The sequence below is a fragment of the Streptomyces sp. NPDC055749 genome (assembly GCF_053617235.1).
In genome coordinates, this window is the sequence record NZ_JBSHFH010000056.1 from 1 (window position 1) to 15,711 (window position 15,711).

Genomic DNA, 15,711 nt, shown 5'->3' on the forward strand with positions numbered 1-15,711 from the left:
ACCGTAGGGTCGCGCCGCCCCTTCCCCGTCTCTGTGGGTCAGTGCTCCCAGATCTTGAAGGCCCTGACCTGGTACGAGGACCTGGGCACCCAGGTGCCGCCGCCCGGGTAGGTCTCGAACTCACCGGTCTCGGCGCACTCCGCCGACTGGTAGGTGGTGACGTGGCGCCCGGTGCGGTTGGCGAGCGCCTGGGCCCTGGTTCCGGCGGGCAGGGGTACGCAGCTGTCGACGTCGACCGTGGACAGCTCGTGGACCTGCCGGGCGCCGGTGAAGTCCGGTTTCTTCCATAGGCAGAGCTGCCCGGCGTCGCAGGTGCCGAGCCGGACGGGTGCCGCGGCGTGGACGCCGGCCGTGGGAATGAGTGCGGTGGCTGCCAGGGCGGCGGCAATGACTGTCGTACGCATGGTGGATCGTTCCCCGTGGTCGTGCGGATCAAGTTGTCCGCACCCTGACCTGCGGGGCAGCGCCCGGGGAATAGCTCCCGGGCGGCATCACCCGGATAGGTGTTTCCGATGCCTGGCACAGAGAACCCGGCATAAAGAAATCGCCGGACGGGCGGCGAGCCCGTCCGGCGACCGGTTTCTTCGCGGACAGAACCTAGATGTGTCCGGCTCCCGCGCCCGCTTCGGCGTTCTCGCCGCGCTTGGTGAGGGTGGCAACCAGGGCGGCGACCACGGCCACGACACCCGCGACGGTGAAGGCGAGGCCCATCCCCGACATGAACGTGTCGTGGATGACCCCGCCGATGCCGTCGATCACGTCCGGGGTCATACCGGGAGCCTTGGCCAGCTCCTCGACCGGGACGATGCCGAACTCCGCCGCCTCTTCGAGCTTGGGGTCTGCCGGGCCCGGCAGGCCCGCGTCCTTCCAGTTGCCCGCGAACTCCGCGCTGACCTTGGCCGACATGACCGCACCGAGGACGGCGGTGCCCAGGGCTCCACCGACCTGCATGGCGGCCTGCTGGAGGCCGCCGGCCACACCCGAGAGCTCCATCGGCGCGTTGCCGACGATGACCTCGGTGGCGCCCACCATGACCGGTGCGAGCCCGCAGCCGAGCAGCGCGAACCAGAGCGACATGCCGAAGGTTCCGGTGCTCTCGCTGAGGGTCGTCATGCCGAACATGGCCACGGCCGTGCACACCATGCCGCCGACCAGCGGCACGCGCGGGCCGAACTTGGTGATCAGTACGCCCGCGACGGGCGAGGAGACGATCATCATGGCGGTGAGCGGCAGCAGGTGCAGACCGCTGTCGACCGGGCTCATGCCGTGGACGCCCTGGAGGAAGAACGTCACGAAGAACAGGCCGCCCATGAAGGCGAAGGCCATCAGCACCATCAGGACGGTGCCCGCGGTCAGCGGGACGGAGCGGAACATCCCCAGCGGGACGAGCGGCTCCTTGACCTTGGTCTCCCAGAAGCCGAAGGCCAGGAAGAGGAGGAGCGCGAGTCCGAGGAATCCGATGGTCCTGCCATCGGTCCAGCCCCAGGACTCACCGGCCTTGATGATCCCCCAGATGAGGGAGAACATCGCGCCCGAGAGCAGCAGGATTCCCAGGATGTCGAAGGACCGCGGCGCGTTGGCCGCACGGTGGTCCTTGAGGATCACCAGGCCGAAGGCGAGCGCGAGGACGCCGACCGGCACGTTGATGAAGAAGACAGACTGCCAGCTGACGTGCTCGACCAGCAGGCCGCCGACGATGGGGCCGCCGGCGGTGGACGCACCGATGACCATGCCCCAGATGCCGATGGCCATGTTCAGCTTCTCGGCGGGGAAGGTGGCCCGCAGGAGACCGAGCGCCGCCGGCATGAGCAGCGCGCCGAAGAGACCCTGAAGGACCCGGAAGACGATGACCAGGCCGATCTCGCTGGAGAGACCGATCGCACCGGACGCCAGGGCGAAACCGGCGATGCCTATCAGGAACGTCTGGCGGTGGCCGAAGCGGTCACCGAGCTTGCCCGCGGTGATCAGCGCGACGGCGAGTGCGAGCAGGTAGCCATTGGTGATCCACTGGACCTGGGCCAGCGAGGCACCGAGATCCTTCTGGATGGCGGGATTGGCGATCGCGACGATCGTGCCGTCGAGCGCGACCATCATCACGCCGATGGCGACGGCGAACAGCGTCAGCCAGGGGTGGCCGCGAAGCCCCTTGGCCGGCGCTGGGGGAACAGTCTCTGCCGGCTCCCGCGACGCCTTCTCAACGGTGGTCTGACTAGTCATGCGCTGGAGATTAGTGTCAGCCACTGACAGTTGACAAACCAATTCACAACTCGGTAACTGTCACGTAGCTCACAGGTGACCCGAGCCGGTCGAAACGTCAGAAAGAGAGCGATACGTGCCAGAAGGGCAGAAAGCCGAACTCCCGGCCGGACTGCGTGAACGCAGGAAACGACGCACCCGTGACGCCCTCCTGCACGCCGCCCTGGAGCTCTTCACCACCCAGGGGTACGAGCGGACGACCGTCGACGAGATCGCCGAAGCCGTCGAGGTCTCCCAGCGCACCTTCTTCCGCTACTTCGCGAACAAGGAGGAGGCCGCCTTCGCCGTACAGACGATGGTCGAGTCCCGCTTCTTCGCGGAGCTGCGTCAACGTCCCGCCGCGGAAACCCCTTTCGAGGCGATGCGAGCGGCCGTCCTGTGCTCCTGGGACAGCATCGGCGAGGCCATCGAGGCGCTCATCCCGGTCGAACTCCACATGCGGACGTACCGGATGATCGAGTCGACCCCGTCCCTGCTCGCCGCCCACATGCGCCGCGGCGTGGCCCTTGAGGAGGAGATCGCCGGGCTGATCGCCCGGCGCGAGGGCCTCGACCTGGAGTCCGATCCGCGCCCGCGGATCGCCGTCGCCGCGTTCTCCGGGGTGATGCGGGTGGCCGGGCAGCAGTGGGGGCACGGGCACGACATCAGCGTGGAGTCGATGCGGGCCGTGACCGAGGAGTACCTGGACTACCTCGGCCCGACGCTCGCCGGGAACTGGCGCAGATCCTAGGCGGTTCCCGGCGGAGGTCCCGGGACAGTTCCCCCGCAGCGTGTGCCGCACATCTCAGGGCCTCGGCATGGCGGACCTCACACACATCCGGCCCGCGTACCCGCATCCCCGGCCGACCGGCCGTTCGGCGCACCGGAGCGTACGCGGGGCGCACACGCAGCGTGAGGAACGGCGCTCGAATTCCTCACTGTCAGGTGATGTGTGTCACCCCCGTCACGGGCTCCGGTGCTCGTCTCCTAGTGTGTGGCGCAGTGACTTCCTTCGACTCCTCCCCCACGCTCACCGCATGGCGCGCGCTGCTCGCCGTCGCGGTGGTGTTCGTGATGCTGGCGACCACCGGGTGGACCGCCGTGCGTCAGCAACGCTCCGACGAGCCACGCGAGGTCGCGCTGGCCTCCTGGGCGCAGGGACGGATAGCCGGTCACGCACTGCCGGACATCGGTTCGCCGCCCTACCGGCTGGCCCACTTCTTCGCGACACTGACCGACCGGCAGCAGACGACGCTCGCCCGCAGGTACCCGCTCGTCGTGGGGAATCTGAACGGCGCCCCGGTCACTCTGCGCTACCAGGCCAACCGTCAGGCACTGAAGCAGGCGAAGGCGGCGGAGCAGCTGCGGATGCACGACACGAGGCTCTCGCCCGGCGGCCGCAACGAGGCGGCGCGCAGGATGGACCGCTTGGGCTCGATGCTCGCGAAGGACCGCCACTTCCTGGCCTTCGACCCTTCGGGGAAGGGGCACGCCGCCGAGGTCTTCGGCGATCTGGACACGGCGAGCCGGGTCTCGGTCGTGGTCCCGGGTGTCGACACCAATCTGCTGACGCTGGAACGCTCCGGCCGCAAGTACTCGGCCCCCGTCGGTATGGCCCAGTCCCTGTACGCGGCGGAACGCGCCGCCCGCCCCGGTACCCGTACCGCGGTCATCGCCTGGGCCGACTACACCTCCCCCGCCGGCATCGGCGTGGACGCGGCGCTCGGCAGGCTCGCCAAGGCCGGGGCGGTGCGGCTGAACGCCCTGGTCGACGTGTTGCCCGGCGCCTCGCGCGTCTCGCTGTTCTGCCACAGCTACGGCTCCGTGCTGTGCGGGGTCGCGGCCGACAAGCTGCCGTCACGGGTGACGGACATCGCGGTCGCGGGCAGCCCGGGCATGCGGGTGCAGCGGGCGGAGCAGCTCGACACCGGAGCCAGGGTGTGGGCGACGCGGGACCGCGACGACTGGATCCAGGACGTGCCGTACCTGGCGGTCGGGGGCATCGGCCACGGCGCCGACCCGGTCGACCCGAAGTTCGGTGCGCGGCTCATGTCGGCACGGGGCGCGATCGGGCACAGCGGCTATTTCGAGCCGGGCACGGAGAGCCTCAGCAACTTCGCGGCAATCGGCGTGGGCGCCTACGACTCGATCAGCTGCGCGAGCGGCGACGGCGCCTGCCACAGCGGGATTTCCGGCGAGCGGAACACCTGACGCGCGTAGAGCGCAGTGATACGGGCCGAATTGCGGCTCACTCCGAGGGGGGACGTGGAGGCCGGTGCCGCATACGATGAGGCACATGGGTGATGTGCTGGCCGGAATTCATGCCACCTGGGAGTTCGACACCGACTCCGTGCTCATCCGCTTCGAACGGGGTATCCGCACGCCGAAGCTCTTCCAGAGTCTGCGTGAACGTCGCGTCCCGCACGCGGCGTTGTCTTCGGTGACGCTGAACCCGGGCAAGCGGGGCACGGTGGTCCTGCGCGTGGTGCCGAGACCCGGTGCCGATCCACTGCTGGAGGCTGCGGCCGGACAGCTGAAGGACGGCTGCGATCCGTACCGGCTGGTGCTTCCCGCCGAACGCGAGACGCTCGCCGAGTACTACGCGGACGAGCTGCGCGCCCTCCTCGGGCCGGACGCCGCACGGCCCGCCGACCGTTTCATGGTCGCGGCTCCCGAGGCGCCGATGAACTTCAAGGCGTACGACGGCCGGGCGAGCTTCGACGGCGACCGGATCTCCTTCCGGTGGTTCTGGACCGGTGCGTCCAGCGCCAAGTGGAAGGCGGGCGACCAGACGTTCCCGGTCGGGGAGCTGAGCGGCGTCGAGTGGCGCTCGCCGGAGGCCTTCGACGGCTATCTGCGGCTCGTGCCGCGTACGGCGGCGGACGCAGGGCCTGCGGGCCCGGCGGACGGGGCACAGGGCCTCCAGCAGCCGGCAGCCCGCCCCGCACAGGCGGACCAGGACCCGGCGGCGGTCGTCTTCGGTCTGGGATACGGCCCGGTGCACGAGTCGCTGCCGTTCGCCGCCGCCGTACTGGAATCCGTACGCCGCCGTCAGCCGTCCCCCGCGACGGCGCCCGCCGCCCTGGTCGGCGCCGTGCGGCGCGATCCGGCGGACATCGCCGAGCGGATCAGGCACCTGGGGGAACTGCACCAGGCCGGCCTGGTCACCGACGACGAGTACGGCGCGAAGAAGGCGCAGCTGCTCGCGGAGCTGTAGCGGGTCGATACTCCGGTATGACGTGGTCCGGCGGGTCAGGTGCCTAGGGCCTTTCGTTTGGATCAGGCCGGATCAGGGAGCGGGGTCTGGTGCGTGCAGCTGCAAGGCGGAGGATTGAGGCAACGCGATGGGGTCTCCCCTGCTCGAGCGAAGCCGAGAGCTCGGGGAAGTTGGTGATTGACGACAACGCCGCAGATGCGCGTGCCAGACCCCGCGAGCCCGGCATGATCCAAACGAGAGGCCCTAGGGTGAGCGGGCCATGTCCACTTCACCTTCGCCTTCACCCGCCGGGCCGCCGCCCGCCGACGGCCTGCTGAGCGCCGCCCGCCGCAATCTGCGCGAGCTCGCCCACGGGCTGTCCCACGCGTCCCATCCGCCCACCCCGCTCTTCGCCGACGCCCCGAAACTGTGGCAGCGGCTGCTTCCGTACGCTGTCGTCGTCGCCTTGGCGGCCACCTTCATCCCCGTCACGATCAACGTCCTGACCTCGCAGTACGGGGTGGCAGGCGGGGTGGCCGGCGCGCTCGCCGTCGCACAGGCGGCGCCGCTGCTGATGCTGGCGCACCGCCCCCTGCAGGCCTGGTGGATCATCTTCCCCGCCGACATCGTGGGCGCCCTGGTCCTGCTGGCGGAACCGGTCGAGAAGTACGACATCTGGCCGTGGACCCCGCCGGTCATCGTCGGCTACCTCTTCGTCCTGCTGGCGCTGGGCCTGCGCGAGACCCGCAGGACCGTGGTCTGCGTCTGGCTGGCGACGGGTGCGGCGGGGCTGATCCTGCATACGGTCGAGCCCGCGCGCAGCAACGGCAGCGCGCTGCTCCTGTTCATCCTCGGCGCGGTGGTGCTGGTGATCGGGGCGGCTGTACGGGAACGGGGCGAGGCCCGGCGCCGGCTCGCCGAGCAGGAGACCATCAGCGAGGCCGAGCGGGCGCAGCGCACGCTCCTGGAGGAACGGACCCGGATCGCCCGCGAACTGCACGACGTGGTCGCCCACCACATGTCGGTGATCACTGTGCAGGCAGACTCCGCGCCGTACCGGATCAGCGGGCTGTCCGACGAGGCGCGCGAGGAGTTCGGCGCCATCGCGGCGAGCGCCCGGGAGTCGCTGACCGAGATGCGGCGGCTGCTCTCGGTGCTGCGCAGCGACGGTACGGAGGGCGAGCGTGCTCCGCAGCCCGGGCTCGGCCGGGTGCAGGCGCTGGTGGAGGCGACGGTACGGGCGGGGCTGCCCGCCGAACTGTCGCTGGCCACGGAGGTGGTGGAGGCGGCAGGGCGCGGGGACGTACCGCAGGCGGTGGAGCTCTCGGCGTACCGCATCGTGCAGGAGGCTCTGGCGAACGTGGTCCGGCACGCGCCGGGTGCGCGGACCCGGGTGTCGGTCACCTCGGGGGACGGTCATCTGACAGTGGTGGTCGTCAACGACCGGGCCGAGCGCGCCGGTTCGCCGCTGGAGACGAGCGGGACGGGACACGGGCTGGTCGGCATGCGCGAGCGCGTACGGTTGACCGGCGGCACGCTGGACACCGGTCCGCTGCCGGACGGCGGGTTCAGGGTGGCCGCACGGCTCCCTCTGAACGCGGCCCCGACCTCGGAGGACTCTTGACCATCCGCGTGATCATCGTCGACGACCAGGCCATGGTGCGCGCGGGGTTCGCGGCGCTGCTGGCGGCGCAGAGCGACATCGATGTGGTGGGCGAGGCGCCGGACGGACGTCGGGCCGTCGAGGTCAGCCGCCGGCAGCATCCGGACGTGGTGCTGATGGATGTGCGGATGCCCGAGATGGACGGGCTCGCGGCGGCCCGCGAGCTGCTGAACCCGCCCGTGGGCGTGATCCACCGGCCGAAGGTGCTGATGCTCACGACCTTCGACGTGGACGACTACGTGTACGAGGCGCTGCGCGCCGGAGCATCCGGCTTCCTGCTGAAGGACGCGCCGCCCGCCGACCTGATCGCGGCGGTTCGGGTGGTGGCCGCGGGCGACGCGCTGCTGGCCCCGTCGGTGACCCGGCGGCTGATCGCGGACTTCGCCGCCCAGCGGCCGTCGGGCGCCGCCCGGAGCGGTGCCGCGCTGCGGCTGAACGGACTGACCCCGCGTGAGACCGAGGTACTGGAGCTGATCGCCAGGGGTCTGTCCAACCAGGAGATCGCGGAACGGCTGGTGCTGGCCGAGCAGACGGTGAAGACGCATATCGGGCGGGTGCTGGCCAAGCTGGATCTGCGGGACCGGGCGCAGGCCGTGATCTTCGCGTACGAGTCGGGGCTGGTGGCCCCGGGAGGGTAGGGCCTGCCCCCCGTACACCCCCTACCCCGGTATCACCTCGCAGTTGGCTCCCTGGTGTGACGCCCCCACACCCACCCTCTTCCTACCTTCCTCTCCGTCACGCCGGACGGCGTGCAGCCGGAGAGGGAGGGCGAGATGCGCCGTTACGCGAGAACCCTGGTCGCGGTCGCACTGGCGACCACCGTGGTGGCCGGAAGCGCGGGCTGGGTCTCGGGGGATGCCCAGCAGGCACTGACCGGGCCACCGCCCGGGAGCGCCTCTTGGAGTGCGGACGGCGTCCTGGGACGGGAGTTGCCCGATCCGGCGCGGGCGACGCCCGCCGAAGTCGGGCGGTTCTTCCGGGAGTTGACCGCCGCCGAGCAGCAGACGCTGGTGACCCGGCATCCGCTGGTGGTCGGCAACCTCGACGGGGCTCCCCTGGAGCTGCGCTACCGGGCCAACGCCCTTGCGCTGAAGGCCGGTCACGATCCCCGGTACACCCACCTCCAGGGGCCCGGCCGGCAGATCCTCGCCTTCGATCCCAGGGGCCGCGGCCAAGTGGCCGAGGTCTTCGGTGACTTGCGGTCGGCGCTACGGGTGTCCGTGACGGTGCCGGGTTCCGACATCGACGCGGGGACCTTCGACCGTACGCATGATGTGTACGGCACCCCCTCGGGCATGGCGAAGTCTCTGTACGCCGAGACCGGTACTGGCAGCGCGGTGATCGCCTGGGCCGGCTACACCACCCCCGTCGGCGTGGGCATCGACGCCGCGAGCGGCAGGCTCGCCGAGGCCGGAGCCGCGCGGCTGACCCGTCTCGCCGACGGACTCGCCGCCGACTCCCTGCCCGCACCGGCCGTGTTCTGCCACAGCTACGGCTCCGTGGTGTGCGGCCTGGCGGCGCCCCGGCTCCGGGCCACCGATCTGGTCGCCGTCGGCTCACCCGGGATGCGCGCCGACAACGTCGGCGAGCTGCGCACCGGGGCCCGGGTCTGGGCGGCCAAGGACGCCACGGACTGGATCGACGACGTACCGAACGTCGAGGTCGCCGGTCTGGGACACGGCACCGACCCCACCGATCCGTCGTTCGGCGCCCGCCCCGTACCCACGAAGGACGCCGAGGGACACACCGGCTACTTCGCGCCCGGGACGGACTCGCTCCGCTCCTTCGCCGCCATCGCCGAGGGAGTGGCCCGATGAGCGTCAGGCAGCTCGCGGCGCGGATCGACGCCCGGACCCCCGCCCACCGCGACCGCGCGATCGACGGCCTGCGCGCCCTGGCCCTGCTCGCCGTCCCGGCCGGGCACTGGCTCCTGGGCGGCTTCACGCTGGACAGCGGGGGCGCCCTGCACAACGCGAGCCCGCTCGCCGCGTTCGGATTCTTCGCCCCTGTCAGCTGGGTGCTCCAGATGCTCGGCATCTTCTTCCTGGTGGGCGGGTACGCCTCCGTGCTCTCGTACCGTCGCAGGAAGTCCACGACCGGCGACTGGCTGCGCGGCCGGATGGTCCGTCTCGGCAGGCCGGTGCTCGGGGTGACGGCCGTCTGGGCGGTGATGCTCCCCGTGCTGTACGCGCTCGGCGTGCCGGGCGACACCCTGCACACGGCGTCGACGCTGGTGATCCAGCCGCTCTGGTTCGTCGGGGTGTACACCGTGGTCACGGCCCTCACCCCGTACTGCGTGCGCCTGGCGAGGAAGCTGGGCGGCTGGGCTGCCGCGCCCCTGCTCGCCTCGGTCGCCGTGGTCGACTTCCTGCGCTACGGGCCGTACGGGGAGGCCATGCCGTCCTGGCTGAGTCTGCTGAACATCCTGCCGGGCTGGCTCTTCGCGTACCAGCTCGGGGTGTCCTGGGGCGAGGGCCGGATCGGGAAGCGCGGCGCCCGGCTGCTGCTCGTCGGCGGGGGCGTTCTGTTCGCCGTGCTGCTGTTCGCCTTCCACTACCCGGCCTCGATGGTCGGCGTACCGGGCGAGGCGCGCACCAACTCGCACCCGCCGTCCCTGCTGGTGCTCGCGCTGGCGGCGGCGCAGAGCGGGGCGGCGATCCTGCTGCGGGGGCGGATCGCCGGGCTGCTGCGCAGGCCGATGGTGTGGGCGCCGGTCGTCGTCATCAACCTCTCCGCGATGACGATCCTGTGCTGGCACCAGACGGCGATGCTGGCCGCGGCCGTCCCGGCCTCGTTCGCCGGTGCGCTGCCGGGGCTGACGACAGGTCCGGACACGATCGGCTGGATTCTGGCCCGGCTGGCTTGGATGCCGGTGTTCGCGGGGCTGCTGGTGCTGATCGCGCGGTACGCACGGCGGTTCGAGGCGCCGTGGCAGTCGGGAACCGGCGCCTCGCACGCCCGCCGGGTGGCGGCGGGCGCGCTCGCGGCGGGGTTCGCGGTCTTCGCGCTGCGGCTGGCGTGAGGGCGGGGAGGGCCGGGGCCCCGGCCCCGGCTGTGCCCCCTACTCGCGTGCCGCGGACGTGCTGCTCATGTCCAGGTAGCGATGCCCCGCCACCTGCCCCGCGATCGGCTCCAGCAGAGCCAGTTCCTCCCCCGTCAGTGTCAGCCGCGTCGCCCCGGCGTTCTCCAGCAGACGGCTCCGCTTACGGGTCCCCGGAATCGGCACCACGGTCAGCCCGTGCACCTGCGCCCGCTGCTGCACCCACGCGAGGGCGACCTGGGCGGCCGACGCCCCGTGCGCAACCGCGATCTTGTGTACGGGTTCCAGGAGGGCCGCGTTCGTCTTCGCGTTCTCGCCGGTGAAGCGCGGCTGGAACTTCCGGAAGTCGCCGTCCGCCAGCTCCTTGCCGGCGTCCGCGAACGCCCCGGTCAGGAAGCCGCGGCCGAGCGGCGAGTACGGCACGAGCGTCACCCCGAGCTCGGCAGCGGCGCCGACCGCGCTGCGTTCCACGTCGCGGCTGAACAGCGACCACTCCGACTGGAGGGCGGCGATCGGGTGCACGGCGTGCGCCTCGCGGAGCTCGGCGCCGGTCACCTCGCTCAGCCCGAGGTGCTTGACCTTGCCCTCCCGGACCAGGTCCGCCATGGCCCCGACCGACTCGGCCAGCGGCACGTCGGGGTCGCGCCTGTGCATGTAGTACAGGTCGATGACCTCGGTGTTCAGCCTGCGCAGGCTGGCCTCGACGGACTGCCTCACGTACGCGGGGTCGTTGCGGATACCGCGGTAGTGCGGGTCGTCGGTCCGCTCGATGGCGAACTTCGTCGCCAGCGTGATCTCGTCGCGGTGCTCCCCGACGAAGGGTGCGAGGAACTCCTCGTTGGCGCCGCGTCCGTAGACGTCGGCGGTGTCGAAGAGGGTGACCCCCGCCTCCAGCGCCGCTTCGAGGGTGTCGCGGGCGGCGGCCTGATCGGTGTCCCCGTAGAACTCGCTCATGCCCATGCAGCCGAGCCCCTGGACGCCGACCTGCGGGCCTTCTCCGCCGAGCCGCACGGTGGCGATCTTGTTGTCAGTCATCAGGCACTGGGCCTCTCCGGCACCCGTCGGGCACCCGCATAGAAATCGATCTTGAAGTCGAGTACGGCGAGCGTGTCCTGGAGCTCCGCGATCCGCGTCCGTACGTCGCGGCGGGTCGCTTCGAGCAGCTCCTGCCGCGCCTCGAACGTGTGCTCGCCCTCGCGCAGCAGTTCCGCGTACCGGACCATGTCGGCGACCGGCATTCCGGTCAGCCTGAGCTTGCCGACGAAGGCCAGCCAGTCCAGGTCCCGGTTGGAGAACCGGCGCTGGCCGGTGTGCGAGCGGTCGACGTGCGGCATGAGTCCGATCCGCTCGTACCAGCGCAGGGTGTGCGCGGTGAGCCCGGTGAAGGCGACGACCTCGCTGATGGTGTAGCGGTCCTGGCCCTCGGGACGCGGATGCGCCCTCGGGGCCGATGCGCAGGCGTCCGTCCGTGCGGAAGTGCTTTCCATCACCGTCATGGCCTCCACGCTAGAACCTTGGAGTGCACTCCAAGCAAGCAGATTCGGGCGTGTGTTTCGGTTTAGTCTCGTGGGCATGCAGAGTCTGGCGATGATCGACACCTGGCCCGTCCCCACCGCGGCAGCAGCCGTCGTACGGGCGGACGGCACCGTCCTCGGTACGCGCGGCCCGGTCGCGCACCGCTTCCCGCTCGCCTCCGTCACCAAGCCGATCGCGGCGTACGCGGCGCTCGTGGCGTACGAGGAGGGGGCCGCCGAGCTCGACGAACCGGCCGGACCCGAGGGCTCCACCGTCCGGCACCTGCTCGCGCACACCAGCGGACTCGCCTTCGACGAGCACCGCGTGACGGCCCCGCCCGGCACCCGCCGGCTCTACTCCAACGCGGGCTTCGAGGTGCTGGGCGACCACATCGCGAAGGCGACCGACATCCCGTTCCCGGAGTACGTGCGCCAGGCCGTCCTGGAGCCGCTGGGCATGACGTCGACCACCCTGGACGGCTCCCCCGCCCGGGACGGCGTCTCGACCGTCGAGGATCTGGCGCGGTTCGCCGCGGAGGTGCAGGCGCCGCGGCTGCTCGACCCGCGTACGGTGCTGGCCGCGCAGACGGTCGTCCACCCCGGCCTGAAGGGTGTGCTGCCGGGCTACGGCCACCAGAACCCCAACGACTGGGGCCTCGGCTTCGAGATCCGCGACTCCAAGTCGCCGCACTGGACGGGCGCTTCCTCGTCCCCGGCGACCTTCGGGCACTTCGGCCAGGCCGGTACGTTCCTGTGGATCGACCCGGTCGCGGGGGCGGCCTGCGTGGCGCTGACGGACCGGGCCTTCGGGCCGTGGGCTGCCGAGGTGTGGCCCACGTTCACGGACGCGGTGCTGGCGGAACTCGCGGGGTAAGGCAGCACGCCCACCACGTCACGCGGCGCCGAGCTCCCAGAGCAGCAGCTGCGCGGGCGTCGTGGCGAGCGCGTCGAGCCCCTGCGAGCCCGTGATGCGCACGGAGTCGCCGGGGCCCAGCTCCTCGCCGCCGATCCGCACGTCCCCGTCCACCACGTGCACGTACACCCCCACCGCGTCCGGCACCGCCGTGCGCTCCCCCTCGGCCAGCCTGCGGACGTGCAGCATCGCCCCGGCCGCGGGGAGGGCGTAGGGGGTGGAGTCGGCGATGCCGGGGACGATCGTGTACGAGGGCTCGCCGCCCGGGGACAGGGGCGCCAGCCACATCTGAAGGAACGTCAGCGGGTGCTCGCCGTCGTTGCGCTCGATGTGGCGGACCCCGGCCGCGGCACTGAGGTGCTGGAGGTCTCCGGCCCTGACGACGGTGGCGTGGCCCGCCGAGTCGCGGTGGGTCAGCTCGCCCTCGACCACCCAGGTGACGATCTCGGTGTGGCTGTGCGGATGCTCGTCGAAGCCCGCGCCGGGGGCGAGACGCTCCTCGTTGCAGGCCAGGACCGGACCGAAGCGCAGATTGTCGGGGTCGTAGAAACGCCCGAAGGAAAAGGCGTGCAGCGACTCGATGCCCGCGGAGGTTCCCGGATCCTGGTCCCCGCCACGGAAGCGGTCGCCGGAGCGGCGTACGTCCATCACGTGCCCACGTTAGCCCGTCCGGCACATGGGGGGTGGAAGAAGGAGCGGGGCTGGGTGCGTGCAGCTGCAAGGCGGAGGATTGAGGCAACGCGATGGGGCCTCCCCTGCTCGAGCGAAGCCGAGAGCTCGGGGAAGTTGGTGATTGACGACAACGCCGCAGATGCGCGTGCCCAGCCCCGCGACGCCGCCCCCCATGTGCCGGACGGGCTCAGCCGGCCGGGCCGGTGACTGCAGTGTTCCCGTACGCCCCGCCCCTCCGTCCCGGGGCCCTGATAAGGCAGTCTTGTGTCCGTGCCCCGACCCGATCCTGAGCAGCCCGCTGCGAACAAAGCCCATCTGCATGCCGCGACGCTGAAGCGGCTGGAGCAGGCCTCCGGCCGACTGGCCGCGAACGCGATCGCCCGCATGGACGAGACGCTGCCGTGGTACCGGGCGATGCCACCGGAGAACCGGTCCTGGATCGGCCTGGTCGCCCAGGCGGGCATCGCCGCGTTCACCGAGTGGTTCCGGCATCCGGAGACCCCGCAGGCCATCTCCACCGATGTGTTCGGCACGGCACCGCGCGAGCTGACCAGGGCGATCACCCTGCGGCAGACCGTCGAGATGGTGCGGACGACGATCGAGGTCATGGAGACCGCGATCGAGGAGGTCGCCGCCCCCGGCGACGAATCGGTCCTGCGTGAGGCACTGCTCGTCTACGCCCGGGAGATCGCCTTCGCGACCGCCCAGGTGTACGCGCAGGCCGCCGAGGCGCGCGGCGCCTGGGACGCCAGGCTGGAATCGCTGGTGGTCAACGCGGTGCTCTCCGGCGAGGCCGACGAGGGCGCCGTGTCGCGGGCCGCCGCGCTCGGCTGGAGCTCGCCCGAACATGTCTGTGTGGTGCTCGGCACCGCGCCCGACGGCGACAGCGAGCTGACGGTCGAGGCGATCCGCCGGGCCGCCCGGCACGCGAAGCTCCAGGTCCTCACCGGCGTGCTCGGCAACCGTCTGGTCGTCATCGCGGGCGGCAGCGACAACCCCCTCCAGGTCGCCAAGGCGCTGATCGGCCCCTATGCGGCCGGTCCGGTCGTCGCCGGGCCCGTGGTGCCCGACCTGCTGGCGGCCACCAGGTCCGCACAGGCGGCGGCAGCGGGACTCAAGGCGTGTTCCGCCTGGCAGGACGCCCCGCGTCCCGTACTCTCGGACGATCTTCTTCCGGAGCGCGCCATGGCCGGAGACCCCGCCGCGCGCGACCAGCTGGTGGAGGAGATCTACAGACCGCTCGAAGAGGCGGGTTCCGCACTCCTGGAGACGCTGAGTGTGTATCTGGAGCAGGCGAGCAGCCTCGAAGGGGCCGCCCGGATGCTGTTCGTGCACCCCAACACCGTGCGCTACCGGCTACGACGTGTGACCGACGTCACCGGCTGGTCGCCGTCCGACGTACGGTCCGCGTTCACTCTGAGGATCGCCCTGATCCTGGGGCGCTTGGCCGCCGGAGATCCTCAGTCCTAGACTTTTGTCGGACTTCAACAATTACCCCGACGGTTCTTCGTCCCTGTCCCCACGGGCGTGGGGAGCCGTCCACAAGAGAGAGTGTGAGGGTGCTCGTACTCGTCGCTCCCGGCCAAGGCGCTCAGACGCCCGGCTTCCTGACTCCCTGGCTCGACCTCCCCGGTGCCGCCGACCGCATCGCGGCCTGGTCCGACGCCATCGGGCTCGACCTTGCCCACTACGGCACGAAGGCCGACGCGGACGAGATCCGTGACACGGCGGTGGCCCAGCCGCTGCTCGTCGCCGCGGGTCTCCTGTCGTCGGCGGCACTCGACGCCTCGCCCGGTGTCGTCGCGGGCCACAGCGTCGGTGAGATCACCGCCGCCGCCCTCGCCGGCGTCATCGACGACGAGGCGGCGCTCCGTCTCGTACGTACCCGCGGGCTCGGCATGGCCGAGGCCGCGGCGGTCACCGAGACCGGCATGGCCGCGCTCCTCGGCGGCGACCCCGCCGTAACGGTCCCGCACCTGGAGAGGCTGGGGCTGACCCCGGCCAACGTCAACGGCGGCGGGCAGATCGTCGCCGCGGGCACCGCCGCGCAGATCGCCGCGCTGGTCGAGGACAAGCCCGAAGGCGTACGCCGTGTCGTACCGCTCCAGGTCGCAGGCGCGTTCCACACGCACCACATGGCTCCGGCCGTGGAGAAGCTGCGCGTGGCCGCCGCGGACCTGACCGTCGCCGACCCGACCGTGACGTACGTGTCGAACGCCGACGGCAAGGCGGTCGCCACCGGCACCGAGATCATCACGCGGCTCGTCGGCCAGGTCGCCAATCCCGTCCGCTGGGACCTGTGCATGGAAACGTTCCAGCAGCTCGGTGTCACGGCGCTGATCGAGGTCTGCCCCGGCGGAACCCTCACCGGTCTCGCCAAGCGTGCGCTGCCCGGCGTGAAGACCCTGGCGCTGAAGACCCCCGACGACCTCGACGCGGCCCGCGCGCTCATGCTTGAGCACGCAGGCGCCTAAGGAG

Annotated in this window: 15 protein-coding genes; 10 read left to right on the top strand and 5 right to left on the bottom strand. The window is 71.3% G+C overall.

Annotated elements, in window-relative coordinates; all coding sequences use genetic code 11:
- Positions 1-38: 38 nt before the first annotated feature.
- Together ACWGO0_RS30700 and ACWGO0_RS30705 are read right to left on the bottom strand one after the other, a co-directional pair.
- On the bottom strand, positions 39-404 hold the full coding sequence (locus ACWGO0_RS30700; RefSeq protein ID WP_453542290.1) for a peptidase inhibitor family I36 protein: 366 nt from the start codon (positions 402-404) through the stop codon (positions 39-41).
- 193 nt (positions 405-597) lie between these two features.
- Complete coding sequence (locus ACWGO0_RS30705; protein WP_453542293.1) at positions 598-2,217, bottom strand: MFS transporter; 1,620 nt, start codon at positions 2,215-2,217, stop codon at positions 598-600.
- Positions 2,218-2,332: 115 nt separating this feature from the next.
- Here ACWGO0_RS30705 and ACWGO0_RS30710 point away from each other — a divergent pair, with 115 nt between their 5' ends.
- From ACWGO0_RS30710 to ACWGO0_RS30740, 7 genes are all read left to right on the top strand, one after another.
- Positions 2,333-2,986 (top strand): TetR family transcriptional regulator, encoded by a 654-nt coding sequence (locus ACWGO0_RS30710; RefSeq protein WP_453542296.1) that lies wholly within the window; start codon positions 2,333-2,335, stop codon positions 2,984-2,986.
- Between the two features lie 251 nt (positions 2,987-3,237).
- Positions 3,238-4,446 carry an alpha/beta hydrolase gene (locus ACWGO0_RS30715; RefSeq protein WP_453542299.1) on the top strand — a complete coding sequence of 403 codons (1,209 nt, stop codon included), beginning with the start codon at positions 3,238-3,240 and terminating at the stop codon, positions 4,444-4,446.
- A gap of 85 nt (positions 4,447-4,531) precedes the next feature.
- Positions 4,532-5,452, top strand: a complete 921-nt coding sequence (locus tag ACWGO0_RS30720; RefSeq protein WP_453542302.1) for a DUF4429 domain-containing protein — start codon at positions 4,532-4,534, stop codon at positions 5,450-5,452.
- A 259-nt stretch (positions 5,453-5,711) separates the two neighbouring features.
- A complete protein-coding gene (locus ACWGO0_RS30725) occupies positions 5,712-7,055 on the top strand; it encodes a sensor histidine kinase (RefSeq protein ID WP_453542305.1) in 1,344 nt (447 codons plus the stop codon).
- Positions 7,052-7,732, top strand: coding sequence for a response regulator (locus tag ACWGO0_RS30730; protein ID WP_453542308.1), 681 nt, complete (start codon positions 7,052-7,054; stop codon positions 7,730-7,732). The genes ACWGO0_RS30725 and ACWGO0_RS30730 overlap by 4 nt, the downstream gene beginning before the upstream one ends.
- Before the next feature lie 135 nt (positions 7,733-7,867).
- Complete coding sequence (locus tag ACWGO0_RS30735) at positions 7,868-8,911, top strand: alpha/beta hydrolase (RefSeq protein WP_453542311.1); 1,044 nt, start codon at positions 7,868-7,870, stop codon at positions 8,909-8,911.
- Positions 8,908-10,116, top strand: coding sequence for an acyltransferase family protein (locus ACWGO0_RS30740; RefSeq protein WP_453542313.1), 1,209 nt, complete (start codon positions 8,908-8,910; stop codon positions 10,114-10,116). Before ACWGO0_RS30735 ends, ACWGO0_RS30740 begins: the two co-directional genes overlap by 4 nt.
- Before the next feature lie 39 nt (positions 10,117-10,155).
- Here the strand turns inward: ACWGO0_RS30740 and ACWGO0_RS30745 are convergent, their stop codons facing one another.
- Together ACWGO0_RS30745 and ACWGO0_RS30750 are read right to left on the bottom strand one after the other, a co-directional pair.
- Positions 10,156-11,169, bottom strand: coding sequence for an aldo/keto reductase (locus ACWGO0_RS30745; RefSeq protein WP_453542316.1), 1,014 nt, complete (start codon positions 11,167-11,169; stop codon positions 10,156-10,158).
- A complete protein-coding gene (locus ACWGO0_RS30750) occupies positions 11,169-11,630 on the bottom strand; it encodes a MerR family transcriptional regulator (protein ID WP_453542319.1) in 462 nt (153 codons plus the stop codon). The genes ACWGO0_RS30745 and ACWGO0_RS30750 overlap by 1 nt, the downstream gene beginning before the upstream one ends.
- 76 nt (positions 11,631-11,706) lie before the next feature.
- On the opposite strand from ACWGO0_RS30750, the gene ACWGO0_RS30755 reads away from it, so the two are divergent.
- The gene (locus ACWGO0_RS30755; protein ID WP_453542322.1) at positions 11,707-12,522 is read left to right on the top strand and encodes a serine hydrolase domain-containing protein; all 816 of its coding nucleotides are present in this window, start codon (positions 11,707-11,709) and stop codon (positions 12,520-12,522) included.
- Positions 12,523-12,540: 18 nt separating this feature from the next.
- Here the strand turns inward: ACWGO0_RS30755 and ACWGO0_RS30760 are convergent, their stop codons facing one another.
- Complete coding sequence (locus tag ACWGO0_RS30760; RefSeq protein WP_453542424.1) at positions 12,541-13,209, bottom strand: pirin family protein; 669 nt, start codon at positions 13,207-13,209, stop codon at positions 12,541-12,543.
- Between the two features lie 294 nt (positions 13,210-13,503).
- On the opposite strand from ACWGO0_RS30760, the gene ACWGO0_RS30765 reads away from it, so the two are divergent.
- Together ACWGO0_RS30765 and ACWGO0_RS30770 are read left to right on the top strand one after the other, a co-directional pair.
- Positions 13,504-14,703, top strand: a complete 1,200-nt coding sequence (locus ACWGO0_RS30765; RefSeq protein ID WP_453542324.1) for a PucR family transcriptional regulator — start codon at positions 13,504-13,506, stop codon at positions 14,701-14,703.
- Positions 14,704-14,792: 89 nt separating this feature from the next.
- Entirely contained in the window at positions 14,793-15,707 is a 915-nt protein-coding gene (locus ACWGO0_RS30770; protein WP_453542327.1) for an ACP S-malonyltransferase, read from the top strand.
- Positions 15,708-15,711 lie beyond the last annotated feature (4 nt).

Coding starts and splice junctions, on each gene's coding strand:
- ACWGO0_RS30735 (WP_453542311.1), top strand. CDS start 7,868: ATGCGCCGTTACGCGAGAACCCTGGTCGCGGTCGCACTGGCGACCACC.
- ACWGO0_RS30720 (WP_453542302.1), top strand. CDS start 4,532: ATGGGTGATGTGCTGGCCGGAATTCATGCCACCTGGGAGTTCGACACC.
- ACWGO0_RS30750 (WP_453542319.1), bottom strand. CDS start 11,630: ATGACGGTGATGGAAAGCACTTCCGCACGGACGGACGCCTGCGCATCG.
- ACWGO0_RS30700 (WP_453542290.1), bottom strand. CDS start 404: ATGCGTACGACAGTCATTGCCGCCGCCCTGGCAGCCACCGCACTCATT.
- ACWGO0_RS30740 (WP_453542313.1), top strand. CDS start 8,908: ATGAGCGTCAGGCAGCTCGCGGCGCGGATCGACGCCCGGACCCCCGCC.
- ACWGO0_RS30725 (WP_453542305.1), top strand. CDS start 5,712: ATGTCCACTTCACCTTCGCCTTCACCCGCCGGGCCGCCGCCCGCCGAC.
- ACWGO0_RS30760 (WP_453542424.1), bottom strand. CDS start 13,209: ATGGACGTACGCCGCTCCGGCGACCGCTTCCGTGGCGGGGACCAGGAT.
- ACWGO0_RS30755 (WP_453542322.1), top strand. CDS start 11,707: ATGCAGAGTCTGGCGATGATCGACACCTGGCCCGTCCCCACCGCGGCA.
- ACWGO0_RS30705 (WP_453542293.1), bottom strand. CDS start 2,217: ATGACTAGTCAGACCACCGTTGAGAAGGCGTCGCGGGAGCCGGCAGAG.
- ACWGO0_RS30745 (WP_453542316.1), bottom strand. CDS start 11,169: ATGACTGACAACAAGATCGCCACCGTGCGGCTCGGCGGAGAAGGCCCG.